The following is a 24,410-nucleotide window of genomic DNA, read 5'->3' as shown; positions in this document are numbered from 1 at the left end:
GGCGATTCGCAACCTGATCCAGAACATCGGCGGCGCGGCGACCAAAATCCTCGCAACCTCCAAGAGCTCGACTCAGGTTTCCAGCGACATGGCCGAAGCGGCCGGGCGCCAGCGTGAAGCGGTGGACATGGTGTCCACGGCGTTCCACGAAATGGTCGCTACCGCCAACGAAGTCGCACGGTCTTGCAGCCAGGCCGCTGAATCGGCCGATAGTGGCCAGCGTCAGGCCCGCGAAGGTCAGCAGCAGATTGATGCGGCAGTGACCAGCGTCGATCGCTTGAGTCAGGAAATCGAACAGTCCGCCCAGTCGATGCAACAGCTTGAGCGGGATAGTAACGACATTCAGTCAATCCTCGGGACCATTCGCTCGATCGCCGAGCAAACCAACCTGCTGGCGCTGAACGCCGCCATTGAAGCAGCGCGGGCCGGCGAGCAAGGTCGCGGGTTTGCGGTGGTGGCCGATGAAGTCCGGGCCCTGGCCAAACGCACGGCCGACTCCACGGCAGAAATCGACGGGCTGCTGGGTAACCTTGCCAAGCGCACCAGTCAGGTCACGCATCAGATGCACGCGAGCCTGGAAGTGTCGCAGCAGTCGGTGACGCGTATCGGTGAAGCGCGCAGCAGTTTCGGGTTGATTCGTGAATCGGTAGACGTCATCCGTGACATGAACACCCAGATCGCCACGGCGGCGGAACAGCAGCATCAGGTGGCCGAAGACATCAATCGGCACATCAGCCAGATTCATGGCGATGCGCAGTTGGTGGCGGAACTGGCGAACTCGGCGCGGCTGGATTCGCAGAGTCTGGCGGGGCTGTCGAATGAGCTGGATGGATTGGTTCGCCGCTTTAGAACCTGATACTCAGAAGCACCACACATCCACTGTGGGAGCGAGCTTGCTCGCGATAGCTGACTGACATTCAACATCAATGTTGACTGACATGGCCTCATCGCGAGCAAGCTCGCTCCCACAAGGGTCAGGTGGTGTTACTGCTTGAAGAGTTCACCCGGGGTAAACCCGAACAGGCTCTTGAACGCCGCAATAAACGCTGACGTCGAGTCATACCCACAAGACAACGCCGCATTCGTCACACTGTCCCCCTCCTCCAGCCAACTCAACGACGACAGCAACCGCATGCGCTGGCGCCACCCTCGAAAGCTCAATCCGGTTTCGCGCTGAAACAATCGCATCAGTGTCTTCTCTGACATCCCCAATTGCTCGGCCCATTCCTGCAAGGTCACAAGGCGTTCAGGGCTTTCGATCAGCTCATTGCACAACCCCAGCAATCGCTGATGCCGAGGCAACGGTAGCGAAAAGCCGACCTCCGGCAGATTCGCCAACTGGTCCAGCAGCACACTCACCAGCCGGGCTTCCTGACTGTCACCCAGTGGATATTCCACCGGCAGGAGGCAAAAACTCTTTATCAACTCCCGGGCCAGGGGCGTCACTTCCAGCACCCGGCAACGGCCGTCCGCCCATTCACATTCTTCCCGGCGCACATAGAGGCTGCGCATCTCGGCCCGCATCGAGGTCACGACCTGGTGTTCAAGGTCCGCCGGAATCCAGATCCCCCACTGTGGCGGCGCAAAGAAACTGCCCTCGGCGGTATGCACACCGAGAACACCACTGATGGCATAGGAAAACTGCACCCAATCGTGGCGATGAGGCGGCGTCCACGAACCGGCATTCAGGCTTTCCGCCCGAGCGAACAGCGGACGCGGCAGCGCGGTCAGGGTCGGAATGGTTCGTTCGAGGGAAAGTTGTCCGTTAGTCGGCATTGGTCGACCTTATGTTGCAGGATGGCTATGGGGCCGACGTTAGGCCATACCGATCAGCTATTCAATATCGGTGATCCCCTGTAGGAGCGAGCTTGCTCCGGGCGGCGTTCCGACGAAGGTGTGTCAGTTGACACCCCATTTGCTGATACACCATCGTCGGAACGCCGCCCGGAGCAAGCTCGCTCCTACAGGTTTTCGGTTCCATTCAATGACATTGTCAGCGCTCGATGATGGCAGTAACGCCCTGGCCGCCGGCGGCGCAGATCGAGATCAAACCTCGTCCCTTACCCGCCGCGTCGAGCAACTTCGCCAGGTTGGCGACGATGCGCCCGCCCGTGGCAGCAAACGGATGCCCGGCCGCCAACGAACTGCCTTTGATGTTGAGGCGGCTGCGGTCGATGGAACCCAGCGGTGCGTCGAGGCCCAGGCGGGTTTTGCAGTAGTGCGGATCCTCCCAGGCCTTCAACGTGCAGAGCACCTGCGCGGCGAAGGCTTCGTGGATTTCGTAGTAATCGAAGTCCTGCAAGGTCAGGCCATTGCGCGCCAGCAACCGCAGCACGGCATACACCGGAGCCATCAAAAGCCCTTCGGCACCGTGGACGAAATCCACCGCCGCTGCTTCGCCGTCGCGCCAATAGGCGAGGATCGGCAAGCCACGTTCTTTCGCCCACTCTTCACTGCCCAGCAGCACCAGCGACGCGCCGTCAGTGAGCGGAGTGGAGTTGCCCGCCGTCAGCGTGCCCTTGGCACTTTTCTCGAAGGCTGGTTTCAGTGAGGCGAGTTTTTCCAGAGTCAGGTCCGGACGCAGATTGTTATCGCGGGTCAGGCCGAGGAACGGTGTCATCAGGTCGTTGTGCCAGCCTTCGGTGTAAGACGCCGCCAGTTTTTGGTGACTCTCCAGCGCCAACTGATCTTGCGCGTCTCGCGGGATGCTCCAGGTCTGCGCCATCAACTCGCAGTGCTGGCCCATCGACAGACCGGTGCGCGGTTCACCGTTGCGAGGGAATTCGGGGATGAGATGGCGTGGGCGTAGCTGCAAAAAGGTCTTCAGTTTATCGGGCGTGGTCTTGGCGCGGTTGGCTTGCAGGAGGATCTGTCGCAGGCCTTCGTTGATGCCGATGGGCGCATCGGACGTGGTGTCGACGCCGCCAGCGATGCCGCAGTCGATTTGGCCGAGGGCGATTTTATTCGCCACCAGCAACGCCGCTTCCAGACCGGTGCCGCACGCTTGCTGAATGTCATAGGCCGGGGTGGTCGGCGACAGCCGCGAGCCAAGCACGCATTCGCGCGTCAGGTTGAAATCCCGTGAGTGCTTGAGCACCGCCCCCGCCGCCACTTCGCCCATGCGCAAACCGTGCAGGTTGAAACGTTCGATCAGGCCTTCGAGCGCTGCCGTGAGCATCGCCTGGTTACTGGCGGTGGCGTATGGTCCGTTGGAACGGGCGAAGGGGATCCGGTTACCGCCGATAATCGCGACGCGGCGCAGCTGAGTCATGAAAAGCTCCTGATGAAATATCTGAAAAACGAACCTCAACCCTGTGGGAGCGAGCCTGCTCGCGATAGCGCCGGCACATCCAAATAATGAGTGGACTGAAACACCGCCATCGCGAGCAGGCTCGCTCCCACAGAGTCTGCATTTCCCTGAAAGTCCTGCTAAACCTCTGGTTCAATCCAATCTATGGTCAAGCGTAGGCCTTATCTTGTGGATCGAACGACTGATCGCCATTCATGGTCCACACTTTGAATCCCAGCTGCTGGAGCGCGTTCCATGTCTGATCGCTATATCGACTTCGCCAATTCGTCCATCGGCCATCGTTTGGTCGGGGCCCTGGGGCTGCCGTCGCCGGAACGGCTGGAGCGCTGGCAAGCAGGCCGGCTACGCCCGGTCGAAGGGGCGCTGCTGATTGGCGGTGGCCCGCTGGCGGAAAAAGTCGGCGCCTTCGCCAACCGCCTGACGGACGCGATTTACAGCTACGGCACCGAACCGTCACTGGCCACCCCGTGGATTCCCGGCCATGGCCCCAAACTCAAAGCCGTGGTGTTCGACGCCAGTCATTTGGTGCAGACCGATCAGCTTAAGCAACTGCGTGAGTTCTTCCAGCCGCTGATGAAAAACCTTGATCACAGCGCGCATCTGGTGATTCTCGGGCGCGCGCCGCAGACCTTGAGTGATCCGTTTGCCGCCAGCGTTCAACGCGCCATCGAAGGTTTCAGCCGTTCACTGGCCAAGGAGTTGCGCAGTGGCGGCACCTTGCAGTTGATCCATGTCGAGGAAGGGGCCGAAGACCAACTGGAAGGCCCGCTGCGGTTTTTCCTTTCGCCCAAAAGTGCGTTCGTGTCCGGGCAAGTGATACGCCTGACCGCCTGCAACACACAAGTGACGGACTGGACTCGCCCGTTGTCCGGCCGCACAGCACTGGTCACCGGCGCGGCACGCGGCATCGGCGCCTCCATCGTAGAAACCCTGGCCCGTGACGGCGCACAAGTCATCCTGCTCGACGTGCCCCCAGCCAAGACCGATCTCGAAGCCCTCGCCGCACGCCTCGGTGGACGCAGCATCACTCTGGACATTTGCGCCGAGGACGCTGCCGCGCAGTTAGTCGAACAGCTCCCCGACGGCGTCGACATCGTGGTCCATAACGCGGGCATCACCCGCGACAAAACCCTGGCCAACATGACCCCGGAATTCTGGGACGCCGTACTCGCGGTCAACCTCAATGCGCCACAAATCTTGACCAAAGCGTTGCTCGACAGCGGCACCTTGCACGACAACGGCCGAGTGATTCTGTTGGCTTCGATCAGTGGCATCGCCGGTAATCGCGGGCAAACCAATTACGCGGCGAGCAAGGCCGGATTGATCGGCCTGGCCCAGGCCTGGGCGCCGCGGCTGAATGAGCGCGGCATCAGCATTAACGCAGTAGCGCCGGGTTTTATCGAAACCCAGATGACCGCGCACATCCCATTCGCGTTGCGCGAAGCCGGACGACGCATGAGTTCGTTGGGCCAGGGTGGTCTGCCGCAAGACGTCGCCGAGGCCGTCGCGTGGCTGGCTCAACCGGGAACCGGGGCGTTTACCGGACAGGCACTGCGAGTGTGTGGACAAAGTGTTTTAGGGGCGTAGACATGATCATCGACTGGCACACTCTCAACCATGAACCGAGCCTGGCGGGCCTGTATGCCAGGGCCGCGACGCGACGAAAAATCACCGGCACCACCCTGCCCGAATCAGGTTTGCGCTGCTGGGTCAATGTCGATCCGAAGCGGCTGGCGGCGTATCGCACCGTCTGTGGTTTTGTCGACAATGGATTACTGCCACCGACCTACCCGCACGTCCTCGCGTTTGCCTTGCAGATGCAATTACTCACGGCGCATGAATTTCCGTTTCCGCTGCTGGGCCTGATTCACCTGAGCAATCGCATCCGCGTCTTGCGGCCGATGGGCGGCGTGGGGCGTGTGCGGGTCAGCGTGCAAGTGCAGAACCTGCAACCTCACGCGAAGGGGGCAACGTTCGACCTGGTGACCACGCTTGATGATCAGTTGGGCACACTGTGGGAAGCCGAGAGTCAGATGCTGTGTCGTGGCGTCAAACTCGACGGGGAAGCGGTCGAGAATGCTCTGGCATCGAACTTGTCGCTGATCGAAGTGACGCGCTGGAAAGCGCCAGCGAACATTGGCCGACAATATGCCAAGGTTTCCGGCGACTACAACCCGATTCACCTGAGTGCCGCCAGCGCCAGACTCTTCGGCTTCCCGACAGCCATCGCCCATGGGTTGTGGATCAAGGCGCGGACGCTGGCGGCGCTCGCCGATCACCTGCCCACGGCGAATGTCGAGATCGCGGTGCAATTTCGGAAACCGGTGCGGTTACCCAGTGAAGTGACATTGCTGGCCAGCGCGGCAGGTTCCAGTGGGGACTTTCAGCTGGTCGGCGCGGGGGATCTTGAGCATATGGTCGGGCATTGGCGGCCGGTTGCCTGATCGTTCGGCAGAGAATGACTGGCGCTTGTCAGATCGCCTTCGCGAGCAAGCTCGCTCCCACATGGGATCTGTGGTGTACACAAATCCAATGTGTGGGCTTGCTCCGGGCGGGCGATCCGGCGAAGAACGATAACGCGGTCACCTTGGCGGACCGCCATCAACGGGGTCCGGAATTGACCAACCCGATTCGAGGTTGCGGAAACAGATTATTCAACGTTTCCAACAACCGCACGTGATAAATCGGTTTGCGAAACAGGTCTAGTACCTGCAATCGCAACATATCACTGACATCCTCCATATCCGCATGCCCCGACATCACGATCACTGGCAAATGCTGCCGGGACGTATGCTCGCGCAATCGTTTGATCAACGACATGCCACTCTCCTCGGGCATCCGCAAATCCGTGATCACCAACGCGATATCAGGATGGCGCGTCAGATGATGCAGCGCGAGCTTGACCGACGTAGCCGTAAAGCAACTGAAACCCTCGCCCTCGAGCAACTCCGCCAGCTCCAGCAAAGCGTCCTCTTCATCATCAACCACAAGAAGCTGCTGACGGACGAGTATGGGAGAGCTCATAAGCGACACCTGCAATGGATTGAGCGCTGACGTTAGAGTCCGTTTTCAGCATTGGCAATTATGGGGCGAGTGTAGTGAGAGCAGTCTTGATTTGTGTAAAGATACTCGTGATCTGAGTACCAATGCCTGTACCGAATCCGGCAATCACCACCGCAACCATCGCGGCAACAATCGCGTACTCAATACCGGACGCGCCCTCGGTGTCTTTGGCCAACCCTTTGTAAAAAGCAATTTCGGCTTTGATCTTCTGGACAAGCTTGGTAGCGAACATGGCTCTTCTCCTGGATGACTACGGGTGTTGCGCAACCGCAACATCACTCCCCTATGCCAGCACCAGCATTGTCGGCATTCCTCGTCCCAACAACTGTAAGAAAGCACTAATACTTAAGTAGTATCGGTTTAGTTGACGTCAAAAAAGCCGTTATTTCGTCGTAAATACCTGCCTACGCTAAATATTTTTGCATTCCCTAATGGCTTTTTGCCCTAGTTGCGCTACGTTCTAACAGCGAAACAGTTTTATGTTCATAGCTGCCTGATTGCTAAGTTTCCGTCGGATAAGGCGGGAGTGTTTGAGCAGCAGGGAAGGGAGAGCCGTCATGAACAGTCGCGTTACCATGGGCCTGGCCGGGTTGTTTCTGGTGGGCGCCATCATTGCCGGTTACTGGGGCCTCGCGTTGAGCCGTCAACCGTCCCCTGAGCCTGTCGCTCAACCTGCCTTTGTCCCGACCACGCCAACCGCCCAGGCACCTGCACCGGTGGATGACCCTACTCGCCAGCCGGTGGTCGTGCTGCTGCATGACGTGCCGCCGTTCGTGGCAATCACCGCCGCCGACGTTGTCGTGGAAAAACTCCGTACCGCCCCCGCCGGCAGTCTGACCCGTCTCGATCAAGCCATTGGCCGCACGCCTTGGCGCGCGCTGACCGCCGGTAGCTGGCTCAACGATGAAAGCTTCGAGGCTGGCGGCAGACTGGCGCGGATGATTCGCCCCGATGAACGTGCCCTCGCCGTCGCGGTGGACGAAGTGATCAACGCCGGCGGGCAACTGACGCCAGGGGATTACGTCGATGTGCTGCTGTTTTTGCACATGGACAGCAACAACCAGCAGCCGTCGGCTCAGCTTGTGGTACCGGCATTGCGGGTGCTCGGGGTGGGCGAGCAACTGGGGTTGTCCAACGACGGCCAGCCCTCGAGCCCGGCACTCAGCAACGACGAAAAGCGCAATCAGAACCAACTGCGCGGCAGCGCACGCACAGTGTTACTCGCCGTCCCCGAACAGCTGTTGACTCGACTGATGCTGGCAACCCAGGCCGGCGTGCTGCGCCTGGCCGTGCGCAGTGCCGATGAAAAACGCCTGGCGCACTACTGGGCCGGGGAACGTGATTCATCGGCCAACCTCGCTAGCGCCAATCGCGAGCTGATCCAGTTCAGTCAATTGGCCATGACCCCTCCTCCCCCCAAACCTGTCGCCACGGCTGTCACAGTCGCCTCGCGCAAGTCGAGCGTGGAAGTTATTCGCGGCAATGAAATCACCCAAACCCCCTGAGTCGAGCAAGGACGCATCTAAATGCGCAGAATTTCCATGCCCATGTTCCACGGCCTGCTCTGGGTCTTCCTGTTGAGCGGGCTTCCGTTCACGATGACCGTTGCCGCCGTCGGAAATTGCGCCGCGCTGGGCTCGATGCCGTCAGTGCTGGAAGTCGGTGAGGGGCTGCAACAGGCGATACAGTCGCCCGTAGCGATCACCCGCGTGGCGGTGGGCGATCCGAAAATCGCCGACGTGCGAGTCAACGGCAATCAAGCCTTCCTGCTCACCGGCATGGCGCCCGGCGCGACCAGTCTGATGGTCTGGACGGCCTGCGCCAGCGCGCCGCGTCAGAGCATGGTGTTCGTTCAGGGGCGAGCTACCACGGCGATGACCTCCGCGACCCAATTACCGTCAGATGACCCGGTGTTGCCTTCGCAAGTGCAGACCGACATACGCTTCGTCGAAGTCAGCCGGACCAAACTGAAAGAGGCCGGCACGTCCATCTTCGGCAAAAGCTCCAACTTCCTTTTCAGCTCCCCCGGCACCGTGCCGAATACGGCGGTGACGCCCGGTGTACTGCCGCTGCGCAACATTGATCCGCGTATCGCCGTGCCGAGCATTCCCTTGGCCAACGACGTGTACAACATCGTCGCCGGCGGCGCCAATTTCCTCGCCATTATCAACGCCATGGAAAGCAGCGGCTTCGCCTACACCCTGGCGCGCCCAAGCCTGGTGGCCATCAGCGGGCAGAGCGCGAGTTTCCTGGCCGGTGGTGAGATCCCGATCCCGATACCCAGCGCCAACAGCAACAGCTATTCCATCGAATACAAGGAATTCGGGATCCGCCTGACACTCACGCCGACCGTGGTCAGCCACGACCGCATCGCCCTGAAAGTGGCACCCGAGGTCAGCGAACTCGATTACAACAACGCCGTGAGCATCGGCGGCACCACCGTCCCGGCGTTCACTATTCGCCGCACGGACACCAGTATTTCCCTCGCCGATGGCGAGAGTTTTGTCATCAGTGGCTTGATCAGCACCCAAAATTCCTCACAGGTGAGCAAATTCCCCGGCCTGGGCGACATCCCTATTCTCGGCGCCTTTTTTCGCAACTCATCGATCAAACGTGAAGAGCGTGAACTGCTGATGATCGTCACGCCGCACCTGGTTCAACCCTTGGCGGCCAACGCACAATTGCCGTCATTGCCCGGTGAAAAATTGCGCAACTACGACCCGAACTGGTATCGCCTGTACTTCCTCGAAAACGGCAATTTCGATAAGCGCAGCGGGTTATCCCAATGAGCCAGAATCTGAGTCAAACCTTCCTCGCGATCACGCGCAACAGCACTGACCTTGAGTGGCTGCAAGGTGCTCTCGCCCCGTTGGGCCAGGTGGTCAGCGCCGAAGGCGAGAGCCTCGACGAATTGTTGGCGCTGGTGGACGTGACCTTCGCCAGCCTGGTGTTCGTCGGGCTGGATCGTGAACATGTGGTGGCTCAGAGCACGCTGATCGAAGGCGCTCTGGAGGCCAAGCCGATGCTGGCGATCGTCGCGCTGGGCGACGGTATGGACAATCAGCTTGTCTTGAATGCGATGCGCGCCGGAGCCCGGGATTTCGTCGCCTATGGTTCACGCGCCAGTGAGGTCGCAGGTCTTGTGCGACGGCTTGGCAAGCGCCTGCCGCCAGTAGCGCCGAACACGCACCTGGGTGGTTTGACCGTGCTTTACGGCGTGCAGAACAATGCCGACGGTGCGCTGCTTGGCACCCATATCGCACAAGTGGTGCATAAGAGCGGGCAACAAACGTTGTTGCTCGACCTGGGTCTGCCTCGCGGCGACAGCCTGGCGTTGCTTGGCCTGGAAAGTTCGTTTCATTTCGGCGATGCATTGCGGCATTTGCGGCGCCTCGACACAACGCTGATCGACAGCGCGTTCACCTGCTGTGAGGCCGGGATGCGGATCCTTGCCTACGCCAGCAACGACGAACTGCTGGAGCACACCAGTGCCGCTGAGTTGTACATGTTGCTCAGCGCCCTGCGCCAACACTTCCAGCACATTGTGGTGAACCTTACCGGCCAGCCCGACAGTGAAGCCTTGCGCACGTTCGTCAGCCATTGCGACCAGCTGTTGTGGTACACCGACCAGAATGTGCTCGACTGCCGCCGCAACCTGGCCGTGCTCAACCTGTGGCGCGAAAAAGGCATGAAGCTCGATCACGCCCGGCTGCTGGTGGACCGCTACCTGCGCAACGTCGCGCCGGACTCCGACACTTTGGGCAAGAGTTTTGGCATGGAGGTCATCGCGACGCTCGCCTACAGCCCGGAAGTACGCCTTAACGCCAAAAATCAGGGCGTAACCCTGTTCGAGCTGGCCCCACGGGAAGGCCTGACCCAAAGCCTGCGTGCCCTCGGCGAACGTCTGGCCAAGCGTGCCGAAGGCGGGGCCAAACCCAGGATGGGCTGGTTCAACCGGTTGAGGGGCGCGCAATGAGCGGCGAAAAACTCTTCGGCGCCCCCCAACGTGGGCCGGTGGGCAATACAGATCACGATGGCCTGAAACTGGTACTGCACCGCTACATCATTGACGCGATCGAAGAGTCCGGAAAAAACCTGCTGGAAAGCTCGCGGCAAGTGCTGTCGCAATTCGTCATCGACAAGATTGCGGAGTACATCGCCCGGTTGCACCTGGCGATTTCCCGCTACGAAATGGAGCGCCTGGCTGAAGAAATCGTCGACGAACTCACCGGTTTCGGCCCGTTGGAAGTACTGCTGCGCGACCCGGCGGTGACCGAGATTCTGGTCAACGGCCCACACCGGGTGTTCGTCGAACGCGAGGGTGTGCTGCATCTAAGTGACCTTCGTTTTATCGACGCCCACCACGTCGAGCGGGTGATGCAACGGATCCTCGCGCCCCTTGGCCGACGACTTGATGAATCGTCGCCGATGGTCGATGCGCGCCTGCCCGACGGCAGCCGGGTCAATGCGATCATTCCACCGATTGCCCTCGACGGCCCGTGCCTGTCGATTCGAAAGTTTCGCAAGGACATGCTCAAAAGCACCGACCTGATGGCGATGCAAACCATCGACCAGGCGATTTTCGATTTCATTCGGGACGCCGTGGGCAAGCGCTGCAATATTCTGATCAGCGGCGGCACCGGCACCGGCAAGACCACGCTGCTGAACATTCTCAGCCAGTTGATCAATCCTCACGAACGGCTGGTCACCATCGAAGACATCGCCGAATTGCAACTCGGCCACCCTCACGTGGTGCGCCTGGAAACGCGCCCACCGAATGCCGAAGGGCACGGCGAAGTGAAGGCCAGCGACCTGATCCGCAACGCCCTGCGGATGCGTCCGGACCGGATCATCCTCGGCGAAATACGTGGCGTGGAAGTGCTCGACGTGTTGACTGCAATGAACACCGGCCACGACGGTTCAATGAGCACTGTGCACGCCAACAATGCCCAGGATGCGCTGTTGCGTCTGGAGACGTTGGTAGGGCTGACGGGCCGGACCATTGCCGAACGCACCTTGCGGCAAATGATCTGCGCCGCATTGGATGTGGTGATCCAGTTGACGCGTATGCCCGATGGCCGCCGTTGCGTCAGCGAGGTGGTGGAGGTGGTCGGCATACGTGAAGACGTGTATGTCACTAACACGCTGTTCCGGCTCGACCGACGCAACGGTTTCGGTTTTATGCGCGAGGCGGTCAACCCCGCCGGCGACAAACTGCGCCGCGAGTCGGCGCTTACCCCCTCTGCGTACTGAGGGCCTCAGCATGCTGAAATCGATACTGCTCATCCTCATTTGCCTGACCTTGCTCGGCTTGTCGATCCGCATGTTCTACAAAGGCTTGCGCCAGAGCGGCACCAAGCGCGTGCTGGGGCGCCTGAGCCAGGGGCAAGTTCAACGGGGGGTGGAAAAACATACTGGGGCGGGGCTGGAACGGGCCTTTTTGCGAGCAGGTCTGGGGCGGCCAACCGACCGACTGGGAGGGTGGTTGCTGCTCTGGGCGGTGGGCATCTTGCTCGGTTTTGCCGCGGGTGGCTGGATCGCTTTACTGCTTTTTCTGCTGGTTCCGCCCCTGGCTGCACGACTGTATATCAGCTGGCGTTATCAGCGCCGACTCAAGCGCATGATCGAACAATTGCCGCCGCTGCTCGACCATACAGTGCGCAGCCTAAAGTCCGGACGCACCTTGGCCGATGCAGTGTTAGGCGCTATCGAGGTCGCCGAAGATCCGCTGAAAAACGCCATGAGCCGGGTTCAACGCAATGTGCAATTAGGCGTCAGCCTGCCGGACGCCGCCTCAGACCTCGCGGAGCTGTATGAGAAAGACGAACTGCGTTTGTTCGCCCTCGGTTTGAAGGTCAATCACCGCTACGGCGGCAATGCCAGTGAGCTGCTGGAGAACCTGATCAAGATGATTCGCGAACGTGAACAGGCTGCACGCCAACTGAGCGCCATGACCGGAGAAACCCGGGTGACAGCGTGCGTACTGGGTGGTTTGCCGATTGCCCTGGCTGGCTATTTTCTGGTGACCAATCCTCATTATTTACTCGCCATGTGGCAGGACAGCTCGGGGCAAATCATGCTCGCGAGCGCGTTCGCCCTGCAGGTGGTGGGTAGCCTGGCGCTCTGGCGCATGTTGCGCAGTGTATGAAAATACCGCTGCTGATCAGCGCGTTGCTGTTTCTGGGGGCCGCCCTGCTGCTGCTCAGCGGGCTGCTGGAACAGCGTCGACGGATTCGTCAGGTGGCCCAGCGGCTGGACGGAAAACTGCTTGGCGACCATCACGTAGGTCACTGGTTGCAACTCCTGGGCAACAGCCGGATCGGTCAACGTGCGGTCAATCTGGACAACGAAACCCAGACGCTGCTGAACCGTCTCGGCTGGCGTAGCGCCCGGCGACGCTCGCTGTTCGCGGCATTCCAGGTGGGGGGGCCGGTGCTGGCGCTGGCCGTGAGTCTGCTGATCCAGGGCGTATTTTTCCCCCATGTGGACAACCACTGGCTCGCCCCGGCCTTTGCCACCGGTGCCGGTTACTTGTTGCCCAAGCGCCTGCTCGCCGCGGCCGCGCACCATCGTCAAAAACTATTGGCGACGGAGATTTCCACCTTCATCCCGCTGCTGCGCATCCTGTTCGAATCGGGCATGGCGGTGGAGCAGTCGCTGCGAGTTCTCAGCCACGAAGGTAAACAGTTATTGCCGGCGCTGACCCAAGAACTGCGCCTGGTGCTGGCCCGTGTCGACTCTGGTCTGGAACTGGGCGAAGAACTGAGCAAGGCCAGCCGATTGCTCGCGGTGGATGAGTTCACCGACACCTGCGTCATCCTTCAGCAGTTGATCCATCAGGGCGGCGGCGCGATGAAATCCCTGCTGGCCCTCAAGCAGCTGCTCGATGACCGCCGCCTGACACGCTTGCAGGAATACACCTCCAAAATGTCCGCCAAAATGTCCGCCGTGATGATGCTATTTCTCTTCCCGGCGTTATTGATCGTGCTCGCCGGCCCGGGTTTTACTGCCTTGGCCCGAGCCTTTGCTTCTTAGAGGGAACGTGATGAAAGCCATGATCGCCGGTTTGACTCTGCTGTTGTTAAGTGGGTGCGCGAGCGACGGCCAGGCCCCCTGGAGCGCTCTGACCAACACGGCCAGTTGCGGCAAATTAAGCTCGGATGAACAGTTGTCGATGAACCTCGCCGACGACATGGCCAACGACGGCAAATTGCACGCCAGCCTGGCCAACCTGCAAAGGCTCCCTGACAACGCGGCCGATGTACGCTTGCGCAAAGCCAAAGTCTATCGTTTGTTGGGGCGTAGCGAAGCCGAGCCGTTGTACCGCAGCCTGCTCGGCAGTTGCCTGGCGGCCGAAGCCGAACACGGCCTCGGCCAACTCGCCGCCGCCAAGGACGACAACGTCCAGGCCTTGGCCCACCTGCAACGGGCCGCACGGCTGGCGCCCACCGACGATAAAATCCGCAATGACCTGGGCGTCGTGTACCTCAACCAACTACATATAGAGGATGCGCGATTTGAGTTTCTGACGGCCATGGAACTCAAGCAGAGCGACTCGTTGGCCGCACTGAACCTGGTCACACTGCTGATCTACCAGGACGACTGGAGCCGCGCCGCCGAACTGGTCAGCCGCTTCGGCTTGAGTCCCTCCCAAGTCACCGAAGCCCAGACCCGCGCGGAAAAACTCAAGACTTCCGGCAAACCCGCCCCGACCGCCGCGAACCAGGTGGCTGCCGTCGCCACCACGTCCCTTCAATAAGCAGAGGTCCTGATGAAACCGACCACCCTCTACTGCCTCGCTCTGCTGACCATGCCCCTCACCGCCCACGCCATCGACGCCGGCCCCGCCTCGCCCCAACAACAGGAAACTGAAGGCTGGCTGCAACTGCAAAGCAGTAACACGGCGGCCTCAACCAAACCCCAGACCTCCACCGCTGCTGAGCGAGAGCTGAGCCTGCAGCGGTGGTTGAAAAGTTATCAGCATGAAATCCCGCAATACTTTGATCAGAATACGGGTGGGCAGGTGAGTAATGGGTCCGGGGGTTAGTGCATAACCTGTGGGAGATTCTATGTTGCAGGGCAACCCTGCAGTCTTGAATTTGGTGGGTATTCGCTCTGGTTTTTCATGATGGTGAATACCATCCGGCACGCAATCTGTAGTAGCTGGCGAAGCCTGCGTTCGGCGCGGGCCGCGATCGGACGAAGCCGTCGTAAAATCAGCCGACGCGGTGCATCAGATACACCTCCTGCACAGGTTTTACGACGGCTTCGCCGCCGAACGCAGGCTTCGCCAGCTGCTACAGAAGCGTGTTTATTTTGGCTGGGATTTGCGCTGATTGTGCCGCCCTCTTCGCGAGCAGGCTCGCTCCCACAGAAAAGCAAAAACAAATCGGCGCACACACGTCGCTTCTCACCACTCAACAGGCCGAGCGTTAGCTCGCCTGCAGCTTTTGATCTGCCCGCCCCTTCGGGAGGCCGAGTGGAGGTTCTGCGTAGTGGGCAGCCCGGCATGGATGCCGGGCTAGCCGCCCCCGGCCATGGATGGCCGATGGCGGCGGGCCCACGGAGCAGGACCGGAGCGAGGGTACGCCGAGCCTAAGCGAGGGGCCGGACGCTCGGGGCGAGCGTTTTTTTGCTTACTTTTTTTAGGCGCTTGTAAAAAAAGTGAGTCGCCGTAAGGGCGAAACCCTAAGCCGCCGTTACCGCAGGAATGGATATGTAGACCTGAGAGAAAATGGTCGGCTGTCAGGCCGCCTTCGCGAGCAGGCCCGCTCCCACAGTCAATTTATGTAATTTTTAGTGAGCAGTAGCGCTTTGGCGCCCCCCAGAACTACCCGGCGGCAACGCCAAAGCCAACGCCAACTGCGTGCGATTATGCATATGCGTCAACCGCAACACCTGCGACACATACAACTTCACCGTGTTCTCGGTAATCCCCAACTCACAGGCAATCTGATAATTCGTCTGCCCCTTCCCCACCAACTGCGCCACGCTCAATTGCCGTGGTGACAACTGATTGAAAATTGCCGGAATCTTCATCCGATCCAAATCACTGACGTCACCCTCAGCGGAATCCGACCACTGCGGCCCGCGTCGAACCTTATCCAGATCCTGATACAAATCATCGAGCGATTCGGAAAGGTACTGCAGCTTCTGATTCAAATGCCCCAATTGCAGATTCTTCTGCTGTTCCTGCAACGCCACTTCCTGACGCCGCAACCCATTGAGCAGCTCTTCCAGATCAACCGGCTTCTGAAAGTAATCGGCAAATCCGGCCCGCAACGCCTTGATCACATCCTGCTTGTCTGCACGTCCAGTCAGCATGATCGCCTCGAAAGCCCGATGCTTGCCGGACAAACGTTGCAGCTCCTTAATAAGCTCGATGCCGTCGATGCCGGGCATGTGCAAATCACAGAGCACCAGGCCTATACCCAGGTCTTGATTGAAACGCGCGATCGCTTGTTTGCCCGAATGACACGGCACACAGCGATAACCATTGCTCCCCAGGAATTCGCAGAGTTCTTCAACGATCAATGGCTGATCATCGACCACAAGGACTTTCAATGCCGAGGTAGGCTTGTTCACGGGCGACTCCCTGCATGACCAAAGGGCTGAGCGTTCCTGCACCGACAGCCGCGGGTTGTACAACTAGTGCTTTGAAAGTAGACGTAATTTCTGACTATGTACATAGAATGGACAAGGAATGGAACCAGGCAAGCGTCAGCAAAAAACCCACCAGCACGAAGGGCGCATATGGCTGTTTGTTTGACGTTCCAGGCCCTAGATACCGAAGGCGATCCCTAACGCGTTGACTCATATGTAGCCAGGCTCTTGGCGCCAGTAGCAACCAGAGGACGCTGGCCAATCCGGCGCCGATAAACGTGCCGAGCACATGCATACCGTCCGTCGCAAGACCCAAGGCTGTCATTAGTTTCACATCGCCTGCGCCCAAGCGTCGCAACGAATAACCGGGAAGGGTGAAGGCCAGCGCCAGTAAAAAGGCCCAGCCGCCCTGCGCCGCTTCGGCACCCAGCCAGGTCGAGTTCGTCCACAGCAGGTACGCCAGCGCCAACACGCCTGCACCAAAGGTCAGCCCATTGGCGATGTGCTGCTCTCGAGCATCCTGCGCTGCGCATAGCGCCAGCCAGATCAGTAGGGCAAAGCTTTGCATGCGGTAAAAAACACCCTTTTTGGCTGAATGATTCTATGCTGACATTACGCCATGATGGTCAGGGTAGACGCACTCATGAAAACAAGCCTCCCCCGCAAACAAAAAGGTGCCGTCGCGATTGAATTCGCGCTGGTGTTCATAATTTTTTTCGCCGTGTTTTATGGGGTTGTGACTTACAGCCTGCCGCTGTTGCTGATGCAATCGTTTAACCAGTCGACCGCCGAAGCCGTGCGCCGAAGCGTGGCGCTCGATCCGACCACGCCCGGTTACAACACCCAGGTCATTACCATTGCCACCACGGAACTGGCCCGGCAACTGAAATGGATCCCCGCCGCGCTGAATTTCAATGTCGCCACCGACGCCACCGTCACTTACATTGGAGGGGTGTTGCAGGTCAGCATCAAATACCCCACCAGTAAACTGAAACAGGTCATCCCGTTTCTGGTGCTACCGGGAATCGGCGCTGTGCCCAATCTGCCGGCGACTCTCACTGCCAGTTCGAGCCTGCAATTTTGAGTTCCGGGGACAAACTGTTCGGGCGTCTGCTTAACCGCCACCCGCCACCGCAACAGGTTGCGCCGGCCCCCCTGAGCGTGCGAAGCGTCGGTTTGCAGGTGCACCTGAATGCTGAAGGTCGAGTAACGCACCTGACCGGCCCCTTGCGGCATGCACTGGCTCAGCAGATTCCCGCCGCGCAGACGCCGCACTTGCTTGAGTTACTCATGCCTCACAGCCAACTGGCCATCGAAGGCACGCCTGCTGATTGGCAGGGACAGACACTGGACCTGGATTTCTACAGCCTCAGTGGACACCCCCTGCACCTGCGCGGCTGGGTCCAGCCGCTGGCCGATGCCTGGTTGCTGCAGTTGCTGGACATCGGCGACTTGCTGCTCGAACGCCGGCAAGCCCGCAGTCGCGAACAGTACCAATTCCTCGCCGCGCAGATCGGCGAGCAATTACGCCTGTGTACCCTGACGCGCCTGCCCGACGTGCTGATGGAGCAGCTGCAAGGCCTGGCCCAGCGCTTGCAGATCCCGTGCATCGCCATAGCGTTACTCGACGAGCAGGAACAGGGTTGGCAGATTCATCAGCACTATGCTGCCTTCGACGCGCCTGGGTTGTGGCATAACGGCCAGCGCCTGGGCACGGGACTCGACAGTTTGAATGGCTCCGCGCCCCAACACCTGCCCCCCGGGGAGCATCCGCGCCTGCAAAGCACTTTTGGCAATGCCGAAGGGTTTGCGGTGCCTTATCACGACGTTCAGGGCGTGGCCGCCTGGTTACTCTGTGGTTTTTACCCGGTGCAGCAACGTGCACCCGACGTCAGCGAGCGTGACTGGTTGCAGTTCGCCGCCGCGCTCGCTGGCCCGTTACTGGAGCGCTTGCGCGAGCACCGGCACCATTTGCAACTGGAGCGGCTGGAGTCACTGCAAGACTTGCTCGGCGCCGGATGGTGGGAGCTCTTCAGCGAACGTGACGAAGTGCAACTGGCCCCGTCACTGGCCACCCTCCTGAACCTTGAAAGTGCCCGTTTGCCGCTCCACGACTGGCTCGATGAAATACATCCCGCCGACCGCGAAGAGCTGAACAGTCGCTTGCAGGATTTGCAAAATGACGGCAAACCCTTGCTCCTGTGCGTACGGTTGGCACACGCACCGATCTGGTATCGCTTGCAAGGCCAGGCCCAGGGTGTCGGTACACAGCGGCGGCTAGTGGGTTTCATGCTCGACATCAGCGACATCAAGAATCAGCAACAGCACGCCGCGGCAGCCCATGCCCGGCTGGATAACCTGATCGCCAGTTCACCGGCGGTGATCTATGTGCAGCGCTATGTCGAAGGTGCACTGCAACCGACGTTTTTCAGTGACAGCTTGCTGCCGTTGCTCGGCTGGACCCTTGCCGATTGCGCCGCCGGGGCGCTGGCGGAACGGGTTCACCCCGAGGACCGCGATCGCTATTTCGAGCGCACACGCCAGTTGCTGCGTGAAGGTTCGGTGCGCGCCCGCTATCGACTGCGCGACAGTCGCGGCGACTACCACTGGCTATTGGACGAAGCCAAGTTGCTGCGCGACGACCTGGGCCTGCCGGTGGAAGCGGTCGGTCTGTGGCTGGACGTGACCGAAGCGACCCTGGCCGCCGAGCAGGTGAAACAGAGTGAAGAGCGCTATCGAATCCTGGTGGAAGATTCCCCGGCGATGATCTGCCGCTATCGCCCGGACCTGAGCCTGACCTTCGGCAACCGACCGTTGGCGACCTATATGGAATGCTCACCCGAGCAGCTGCCGGGGGTGAATCTGGGCAGCTGGATGTCGCAGCAACAGCGCGAAACGTTCCTCCAGCGGCTCGGCCAACTGAGCCCCGAGTATCCGGTCAGTACCGCGGAAATCAATCTGCAACTGCCGGGGCGGGAGCATGCCTGGTGGGTCTGGTCGGATCGAGGGGTGTTCGATGATCAAGGCCGCTTGTTGGAAGTTCAGGCCGTGGGCCGCGACAACACCGAGGTCAGGCGTTCGCAACAGCAACTCACTCAAAGCGCCAAAATGGCCACTCTCGGCGAAATGGCTACCGGGCTCGCGCATGAAATCAACCAGCCGCTGAATGTGATGCGCATGGCGATCGTCAATGTGCTCAAGCGTTTGAGCAACGGCGATGTGCAGGTCGATTACCTCACTGACAAACTTAACCGCATCGATGCCCAGGTCCAGCGCGCCGCCCGTGTGGTCGATCACATGCGCGTGTTTGGCCGCCGCTCTGAGATCGAGCAGCATCCGTTCAACCCGGCTCATGCCATCGAAGGCACGTTGTCGTTGCTGGCCGAAGGCATGCGCGGCAAAGGGGTCGACCTGCGCGTCAGCGAGACCGGTTTTGAGGTGCAGGTGCGCGGTTACGTCGATCAGTTGGAGCAAGTGCTGATCAACCTGATGGTCAATGCTCGGGATGCGTTGCTGAGCAAGCGCGAGGCCGACCGTGAGTTCAATCCGTGGATCTCGGTGTACGCCGACCGCGACCAGCAATCGGTCAGACTGTGGGTCGAGGACAACGGCGGCGGTATCGATCCTCGGCTGCTGGAGCGGATTTTCGAGCCGTTCTTCACCACCAAACCAGTGGGTGTCGGCACCGGGCTCGGGTTGTCGGTGAGTTACGGTATCGTCGAGAACATGGGCGGAAAACTCAGCGTCTGCAACTCGACCGAGGGTGCACGGTTTTGCATTGAGTTGCCAATAGTGGCGGCTGACTAGATCACCAGCGACGGGCGTCCCGGTGGTTTGCAACTCAGGTTGGCACCGACATCGACCTTGTTCAGGGTGATCCCGAGATTGGCCAGCAGCCCGTTGAGAATGGGGTCGAGCACGGGGCTGAGCAATGTCTGGATCGCAGTACCCAAGGTACTTTGCACGCCGCTGAGGGTACCGGCCACCACGACCAGCAAGCCACCCAGCAGACTTGAACCCGTCGGCTGGTAAGCCTGCACCTGTATACCGCTCAAGGTCCCTTGCAGGCTGTTGACAATACCTTGCGTGCCCAAGCTGTAGTAAAGCGGTGGCTGCATGATTTCCGGTGGCTGGTTGTAGACATGGCTACTTTGGGTGCTGGCAACCGAGGTGTCGATTTCTACGCCCAGGCCACCGCCATAAAAGGGCACGCGAGTGCCTTGATTGCAGACCCAGAACACGCAGCTGACCTTGCCGATATCAATCAATGCCAAGGGCTGCACACTGACATCGGCCGATGAAGAAAAGGCGTTGGCGGTATTGATCTTGCCGACTTTTAGTTTCACCAGCGATGTGTTGGTCTGGGTGGTCAGGGTTTTGGTGGCATCGCTGACACAGGTGTAACCGGTGACGTGACTGTCGGCTGCGGCCACGTCCAACGCGATGTCGATGGTCGGCGTGGGCAGGACTTTCAGATCGGTGATCTGGCACGTACCGGTCAATGTGCACAGCAGTGAACCCAGCGTACCGGCCAGATTCAGGTGCAACAAGTTGTCCAGGGCATCGGTCAGCCCGCCCACCAATGCGTTGCTGGTAAGGGCGCTGGTCAGGCCACTGATAGCCGACAGCACCGGCAAATTGAGCGACAGCACCGTACGCACTTGCGCGGTACGCACATAGATCCGGTTGGGATCATTGAGCTGGCCATTGACCAGCGCCGGATTGCCGATGGCCGACAACTGCGGTGGCTGGATGACTTTGACCTTGACCACACCATTGGCCAGGCCTGGAATGCTCAGAGGAATGTTAGCGACCGCAGCGTTCTGGCTGTTAGCCAACTGTATAAAGGCCTCGACCAGCTGGAACACCTGCAAATTGGTATTGAGCGCCGAGGACACCGCGCCGGTTTGCAGTTGCAGCAATTGCCCCAGAACAATGGAGGTACTGCCCGCCGCAGCCTTGAGACCGGTCAGGCCGCTGATTGCCACACTGGTGGTCGTGCCGCCGGCCTGAAGTACGGTGATGGCCGTGTCCAGCAGTTGGTTCAGGCCGATGCTGGTGTTCAGCAACTGCGTGTAGTTCCCCGGACTGACATTCACGTCGACGGCCAATTGGTTCAGGTAGCTCAGCAGGCTGATCTGGCTGTCGACCAGACCTTGCCACCCGGCGACACTCAAGTTCAGGCTGCTGCCTAGCATTTGCCCCAACAGCAGATTCAACGCGGCCGATTTGCTTGAATCGACCACCAGCGCCGTACTGCCGATGGTCAGCATCGCCAGGGGTGGCAGGGGTGCCGGGGCACTGACGGCTGTCGCCGTGAGTAGCGTGGTCAGGCTGACGGGGCCCGGCCCCACCAGCGCATAGATCCCCCCAGCGATACTGGTCGATACCGTATGGGTCACGACCACGCGAACCGCCTCTTTTTTACTGGCATCGACAGCGAAGGTTCGAAGGTTGTCGGACCCAGTCTGCAATGAGCCGCAGGCAACGTTCAGAGTCATGCCATTGGCAGCGTTGTAACCGTTTCGGTTGGCACTTTCGAGGGCAAAGCCCGCAGCGCTGAACGTCGGGGACTGGCAATCTCCGTTACGGCTGACCGCCTCCAGCACGGCCATGTCGGCGACGCGTTGCAGGGTGCGTTTTTCCAGATAGAGCCGACCGCTGTCGATCACGACCAGCGAAAACACCAGCGCCAGCGCCAACGTCAGCGCCGCCATCAAACCAATCGCCCCCCGTTGCCGAACCGGGCCATGAAACTGCATGCCAAAAGACATCGCGCACTCCTTTGCCAGCGCACGGCCGAGGGTTACCTCTGTAAGTGAACAGCAGTGTAGACAAGGGTTGACGAGGCTGCTGGCAACTCGCTACCACTCACAAAAAAAATCCCCTTGTAGGAGCGAGCTTGCTCCGGGCGGCGATCCGACGATGGTGTGTCAGTCAACACCTATGTAGCTGACACACCTTCGTCGGATCGCCGCCCGGAGCAAGCTCGCTCCTACAAGGGGTTGATGGTTTATTTGGGTGGGTAGTTGGCCAATATTCGCTTGACGGTTTCGTATATCGCATTCGTGCGATCAGTCGGGTTGGGGGTACGGCTGAGCATTTGTTCGTCGCTGCCGCGCCACACCAGTTTGCCGTCTTTGCCATCGAGCAGGTCGATCTGAATGGTCGCGACCTTATAGGTGATATTGCGGGTTTCGTTGTACATCGGCGCGCCCCAGTAACCGTTCCATGGGTTTCCCCAACTGCCGCCATAGTTGGTGCTGACCTGTTGCTGACGCTCTTCGACGATCAGGTAAGTCTGCACGTGCAAATCACCCTTGCTGCCGGCAGCGGCCGGGCGCAAGCCACGCTGGTCCAGCTGATCGGCAACCGCCTGACGCACGCGTTGCTCGGTCAGGTCGCTTTTGATTCGAGGGTCATCGGGACGATATTGCAGGGCAGGTTCTTTCCAGGTCCAGCTTCGATAGGCCGCGAAATCACGGCTGGCGTCGTAGTCATGGTTGACCCGGTTGGCGGCGCACGCACTGAGCAGCACGGCCATGGCCAGTAAAACGAAATGGCGGAACATGATTTTTCTCCGATTGAAAACATGATCCTGCAGAGTGCTTCTTAACTACGGAAGTTAACTAGGAGGATACGCCGACATGGCCTTTTCCACAGCCTTGCGCATGGCATCCGCTTGCTCGCTTTGACTGCCCTTGTTGCTGGTTTCGGCGCTGGAACTCCACACGGGCTGACCGGTGCCCGCGTCGAACATATCCACCCGCACGACCACGACCTGCTCTTGATAGGTGCGCACGATCGGCACCGTGTTGTACATGCCATAACCGTTTCCGTACCGGTTGTAGCCGCCATAACCTGCGCCGTAGTAACCATAGTCGTCCTGGACCTGACGCAAGCGGGTTTCCAGTCGCAGATCGGCGCTGACAAACAAGTCCGCTGGCCGATTGTCATGCAGGGGGCGCAATCCGCGTTGATCGAGGGCATTACTGACCGCTTCAGCGATCTGTGCCGAATCCGCCCACGCAGTGCCCTGAGGCAGGTGTCCGTTGAGCCAGGCCCAACTGCGATAGCGCCCATAGTCACGCGTCGGTGCCGGGTAGGCACTGCGGTCGAAGGTGTTGGCCGCTTGAGGCGGGGCGGAGGGCAAGGGGTTGGAGGTTGCCACATAAGGGTTACTGCCCTGGCAGGCGGCCAACCCCAGACAGATCACCAACAACCCTGAACGACTTTTCATTTAGCGCTCCGATCAGACCGGCCGACAGATCCAGTGCAAGTAACGCCCTAGCCCGGCAAAGCTTGGGTGGCGACGGTGAGCCAGCTCCATTTCCAGCAAGTCCGCCAGTTCGGCGCGGGCCTGGAATTCCACCGGCATGTAGTCGTGAAAAACCCGCACCCCACTCTGGGTTTCGACCTGCCACATACCCTCAAGTTGCGCCGCCAGTTCACGTGGATCGAGCGGCTGCTGCGGGGTCAGGCTCTGCTTCTCACCGGCCATATCGTTCTTGCGCATTTTGCGGAAATGGCCCTTGAGCAAATTGCGGTAGATCAGCGCATCGCGGTTGTAGAAGGCCAGCGACAACCAGCCATCTTTTGTCGTGAGCTGATGCAAGACCGGCAGGATCGCATGCGGTTCGGCCAGCCACTCCAGCACGGCGTGGCACAGCACCAGGTCGTAAGGTTCGGTGAGTTGACCGAGCAGGTCCTGCCATGGGGCCTGAATGAACCTCGCCGTCTGCCCGGCCTCGGCGAAGCGCTGGCGCGCGCCTTCAAGCATCGGCTCGGCGGGTTCGGCCAGCGTAACGTCATGGCCGCGCTGGGCTAGCCACAACGACATGTGGCCAAGGCCGGCGCCGATGTCCAGCACGCGTAGGGGTCGGTCCGGCAAGGCTTCGGCCAGGTCCGCTTGAAGCACGGCCAGACGGATCGCACCTTTGGCCCCACCGTAGATTTTTTCGGCAAAACGGGTCGCCAGCAAATCGAAATGACGATCACTCATCAGCTGAACCTCCGCTCACTGTCCGCGAGTTTGTTGTGCACGACTTCATTCATGTCCAACCCCAACTCGCTGCACAGCAGCAGTAAATAGAGCACGATGTCGCCGATTTCCTGCCCGGCATGGGCCAGTTTGTCCGCCGGTAGCTGACGTGACTGGTCTTCGGTCAGCCACTGGAAAATTTCCACCAGCTCGGACATTTCCACACTGGCGGCCATGGCCAGGTTTTTCGGGCTGTGGAATGGCCGCCAATCATTGCGGTCACGGATGGCGTGCAGGCGTTCGGTCAGTTCAACTAAGTTCATCGGGCTCTCCTGAAGGCGTATAGCTTCGGGGGGATAACGAGTGAAGGCAAGCGGCAAGCGCTGCAAAACCACTATGCTTGAGGGGAACCCGCCACAGCGATCCATGGCCCAAGGCTCAATTACTTACATC

Annotated in this window: 24 protein-coding genes; 13 read left to right on the top strand and 11 right to left on the bottom strand. The window is 60.0% G+C overall.

The window, feature by feature from the left end; translation table 11 throughout:
- Window positions 1-88 precede the first annotated feature (88 nt).
- Complete coding sequence (locus AC1MDT_RS25095) at window positions 89-856, top strand: methyl-accepting chemotaxis protein (RefSeq protein WP_480422867.1); 768 nt, start codon at window positions 89-91, stop codon at window positions 854-856.
- Between the two features lie 128 nt (window positions 857-984).
- Here AC1MDT_RS25095 and AC1MDT_RS25090 read toward each other — a convergent pair whose 3' ends face one another.
- Both AC1MDT_RS25090 and AC1MDT_RS25085 read right to left on the bottom strand, forming a co-directional pair.
- Window positions 985-1,776: an AraC family transcriptional regulator gene (locus AC1MDT_RS25090; protein ID WP_480419436.1), complete on the bottom strand. Its 792-nt coding sequence runs from the start codon at window positions 1,774-1,776 to the stop codon at window positions 985-987.
- Between the two features lie 217 nt (window positions 1,777-1,993).
- Window positions 1,994-3,271 (bottom strand): acetyl-CoA C-acetyltransferase, encoded by a 1,278-nt coding sequence (locus AC1MDT_RS25085; protein WP_480419435.1) that lies wholly within the window; start codon window positions 3,269-3,271, stop codon window positions 1,994-1,996.
- Window positions 3,272-3,544: 273 nt separating this feature from the next.
- On the opposite strand from AC1MDT_RS25085, the gene AC1MDT_RS25080 reads away from it, so the two are divergent.
- On the top strand, window positions 3,545-4,897 hold the full coding sequence (locus AC1MDT_RS25080; protein ID WP_480419434.1) for a 3-oxoacyl-ACP reductase: 1,353 nt from the start codon (window positions 3,545-3,547) through the stop codon (window positions 4,895-4,897).
- Window positions 4,898-4,899: 2 nt separating this feature from the next.
- Entirely contained in the window at window positions 4,900-5,754 is an 855-nt protein-coding gene (locus tag AC1MDT_RS25075) for a MaoC family dehydratase (protein WP_480419433.1), read from the top strand.
- Between the two features lie 157 nt (window positions 5,755-5,911).
- Here the strand turns inward: AC1MDT_RS25075 and AC1MDT_RS25070 are convergent, their stop codons facing one another.
- Together AC1MDT_RS25070 and AC1MDT_RS25065 are read right to left on the bottom strand one after the other, a co-directional pair.
- Complete coding sequence (locus AC1MDT_RS25070; RefSeq protein ID WP_480419432.1) at window positions 5,912-6,334, bottom strand: response regulator; 423 nt, start codon at window positions 6,332-6,334, stop codon at window positions 5,912-5,914.
- A gap of 58 nt (window positions 6,335-6,392) precedes the next feature.
- Window positions 6,393-6,605 carry a Flp family type IVb pilin gene (locus tag AC1MDT_RS25065; RefSeq protein WP_480419431.1) on the bottom strand — a complete coding sequence of 71 codons (213 nt, stop codon included), beginning with the start codon at window positions 6,603-6,605 and terminating at the stop codon, window positions 6,393-6,395.
- A 325-nt stretch (window positions 6,606-6,930) separates the two neighbouring features.
- Here AC1MDT_RS25065 and cpaB point away from each other — a divergent pair, with 325 nt between their 5' ends.
- From cpaB to AC1MDT_RS25025, 8 genes are read left to right on the top strand one after another with little or no spacing between them, the layout of a single operon-like run.
- The gene (cpaB, locus tag AC1MDT_RS25060; RefSeq protein ID WP_480419430.1) at window positions 6,931-7,878 is read left to right on the top strand and encodes a Flp pilus assembly protein CpaB; all 948 of its coding nucleotides are present in this window, start codon (window positions 6,931-6,933) and stop codon (window positions 7,876-7,878) included.
- 21 nt (window positions 7,879-7,899) lie between these two features.
- Complete coding sequence (locus tag AC1MDT_RS25055; RefSeq protein WP_480419429.1) at window positions 7,900-9,162, top strand: type II and III secretion system protein family protein; 1,263 nt, start codon at window positions 7,900-7,902, stop codon at window positions 9,160-9,162.
- Entirely contained in the window at window positions 9,159-10,349 is a 1,191-nt protein-coding gene (locus AC1MDT_RS25050; RefSeq protein WP_480419428.1) for a CpaE/TadZ family protein, read from the top strand. The genes AC1MDT_RS25055 and AC1MDT_RS25050 overlap by 4 nt, the downstream gene beginning before the upstream one ends.
- Complete coding sequence (locus AC1MDT_RS25045; protein ID WP_480419427.1) at window positions 10,346-11,626, top strand: TadA family conjugal transfer-associated ATPase; 1,281 nt, start codon at window positions 10,346-10,348, stop codon at window positions 11,624-11,626. The genes AC1MDT_RS25050 and AC1MDT_RS25045 overlap by 4 nt, the downstream gene beginning before the upstream one ends.
- A gap of 10 nt (window positions 11,627-11,636) precedes the next feature.
- Window positions 11,637-12,521 carry a type II secretion system F family protein gene (locus tag AC1MDT_RS25040; RefSeq protein ID WP_480419426.1) on the top strand — a complete coding sequence of 295 codons (885 nt, stop codon included), beginning with the start codon at window positions 11,637-11,639 and terminating at the stop codon, window positions 12,519-12,521.
- Entirely contained in the window at window positions 12,518-13,408 is an 891-nt protein-coding gene (locus AC1MDT_RS25035; protein WP_480419425.1) for a type II secretion system F family protein, read from the top strand. Before AC1MDT_RS25040 ends, AC1MDT_RS25035 begins: the two co-directional genes overlap by 4 nt.
- 10 nt (window positions 13,409-13,418) lie before the next feature.
- Window positions 13,419-14,132 carry a hypothetical protein gene (locus AC1MDT_RS25030; RefSeq protein ID WP_480419424.1) on the top strand — a complete coding sequence of 238 codons (714 nt, stop codon included), beginning with the start codon at window positions 13,419-13,421 and terminating at the stop codon, window positions 14,130-14,132.
- Between the two features lie 12 nt (window positions 14,133-14,144).
- Window positions 14,145-14,420: a DUF3613 domain-containing protein gene (locus AC1MDT_RS25025; protein ID WP_480419423.1), complete on the top strand. Its 276-nt coding sequence runs from the start codon at window positions 14,145-14,147 to the stop codon at window positions 14,418-14,420.
- A gap of 749 nt (window positions 14,421-15,169) precedes the next feature.
- Here AC1MDT_RS25025 and AC1MDT_RS25020 read toward each other — a convergent pair.
- Both AC1MDT_RS25020 and AC1MDT_RS25015 read right to left on the bottom strand, forming a co-directional pair.
- Window positions 15,170-15,958: a response regulator gene (locus AC1MDT_RS25020; RefSeq protein ID WP_480419422.1), complete on the bottom strand. Its 789-nt coding sequence runs from the start codon at window positions 15,956-15,958 to the stop codon at window positions 15,170-15,172.
- A gap of 94 nt (window positions 15,959-16,052) precedes the next feature.
- Complete coding sequence (locus AC1MDT_RS25015) at window positions 16,053-16,544, bottom strand: A24 family peptidase (protein WP_480419421.1); 492 nt, start codon at window positions 16,542-16,544, stop codon at window positions 16,053-16,055.
- A 75-nt stretch (window positions 16,545-16,619) separates the two neighbouring features.
- Here AC1MDT_RS25015 and AC1MDT_RS25010 point away from each other — a divergent pair, with 75 nt between their 5' ends.
- Window positions 16,620-17,060, top strand: a complete 441-nt coding sequence (locus AC1MDT_RS25010; RefSeq protein WP_480419420.1) for a TadE/TadG family type IV pilus assembly protein — start codon at window positions 16,620-16,622, stop codon at window positions 17,058-17,060.
- Window positions 17,057-19,783: a PAS domain-containing sensor histidine kinase gene (locus AC1MDT_RS25005; protein WP_480419419.1), complete on the top strand. Its 2,727-nt coding sequence runs from the start codon at window positions 17,057-17,059 to the stop codon at window positions 19,781-19,783. Before AC1MDT_RS25010 ends, AC1MDT_RS25005 begins: the two co-directional genes overlap by 4 nt.
- On the opposite strand, the gene AC1MDT_RS25000 is transcribed toward AC1MDT_RS25005, so the two are convergent.
- The 5 genes from AC1MDT_RS25000 to AC1MDT_RS24980 all read right to left on the bottom strand — a co-directional run bounded on the left by AC1MDT_RS25000 (window position 19,780) and on the right by AC1MDT_RS24980 (window position 24,280).
- Complete coding sequence (locus tag AC1MDT_RS25000; protein ID WP_480419418.1) at window positions 19,780-21,750, bottom strand: TadG family pilus assembly protein; 1,971 nt, start codon at window positions 21,748-21,750, stop codon at window positions 19,780-19,782. The genes AC1MDT_RS25005 and AC1MDT_RS25000 overlap by 4 nt on opposite strands.
- 239 nt (window positions 21,751-21,989) lie before the next feature.
- Window positions 21,990-22,547, bottom strand: coding sequence for a DUF4136 domain-containing protein (locus tag AC1MDT_RS24995; protein ID WP_480419417.1), 558 nt, complete (start codon window positions 22,545-22,547; stop codon window positions 21,990-21,992).
- Between the two features lie 54 nt (window positions 22,548-22,601).
- Entirely contained in the window at window positions 22,602-23,216 is a 615-nt protein-coding gene (locus tag AC1MDT_RS24990; RefSeq protein ID WP_480419416.1) for a DUF4136 domain-containing protein, read from the bottom strand.
- A gap of 12 nt (window positions 23,217-23,228) precedes the next feature.
- The gene (locus AC1MDT_RS24985; protein WP_480419415.1) at window positions 23,229-23,978 is read right to left on the bottom strand and encodes a methyltransferase domain-containing protein; all 750 of its coding nucleotides are present in this window, start codon (window positions 23,976-23,978) and stop codon (window positions 23,229-23,231) included.
- A complete protein-coding gene (locus AC1MDT_RS24980) occupies window positions 23,978-24,280 on the bottom strand; it encodes a MazG-like family protein (protein ID WP_480419414.1) in 303 nt (100 codons plus the stop codon). The genes AC1MDT_RS24985 and AC1MDT_RS24980 overlap by 1 nt, the downstream gene beginning before the upstream one ends.
- Window positions 24,281-24,410 lie beyond the last annotated feature (130 nt).

It is taken from the genome of Pseudomonas sp. ASL7 (genome assembly GCF_056680375.1).
This window is presented reverse-complemented; position numbering and strand designations above follow the sequence as displayed.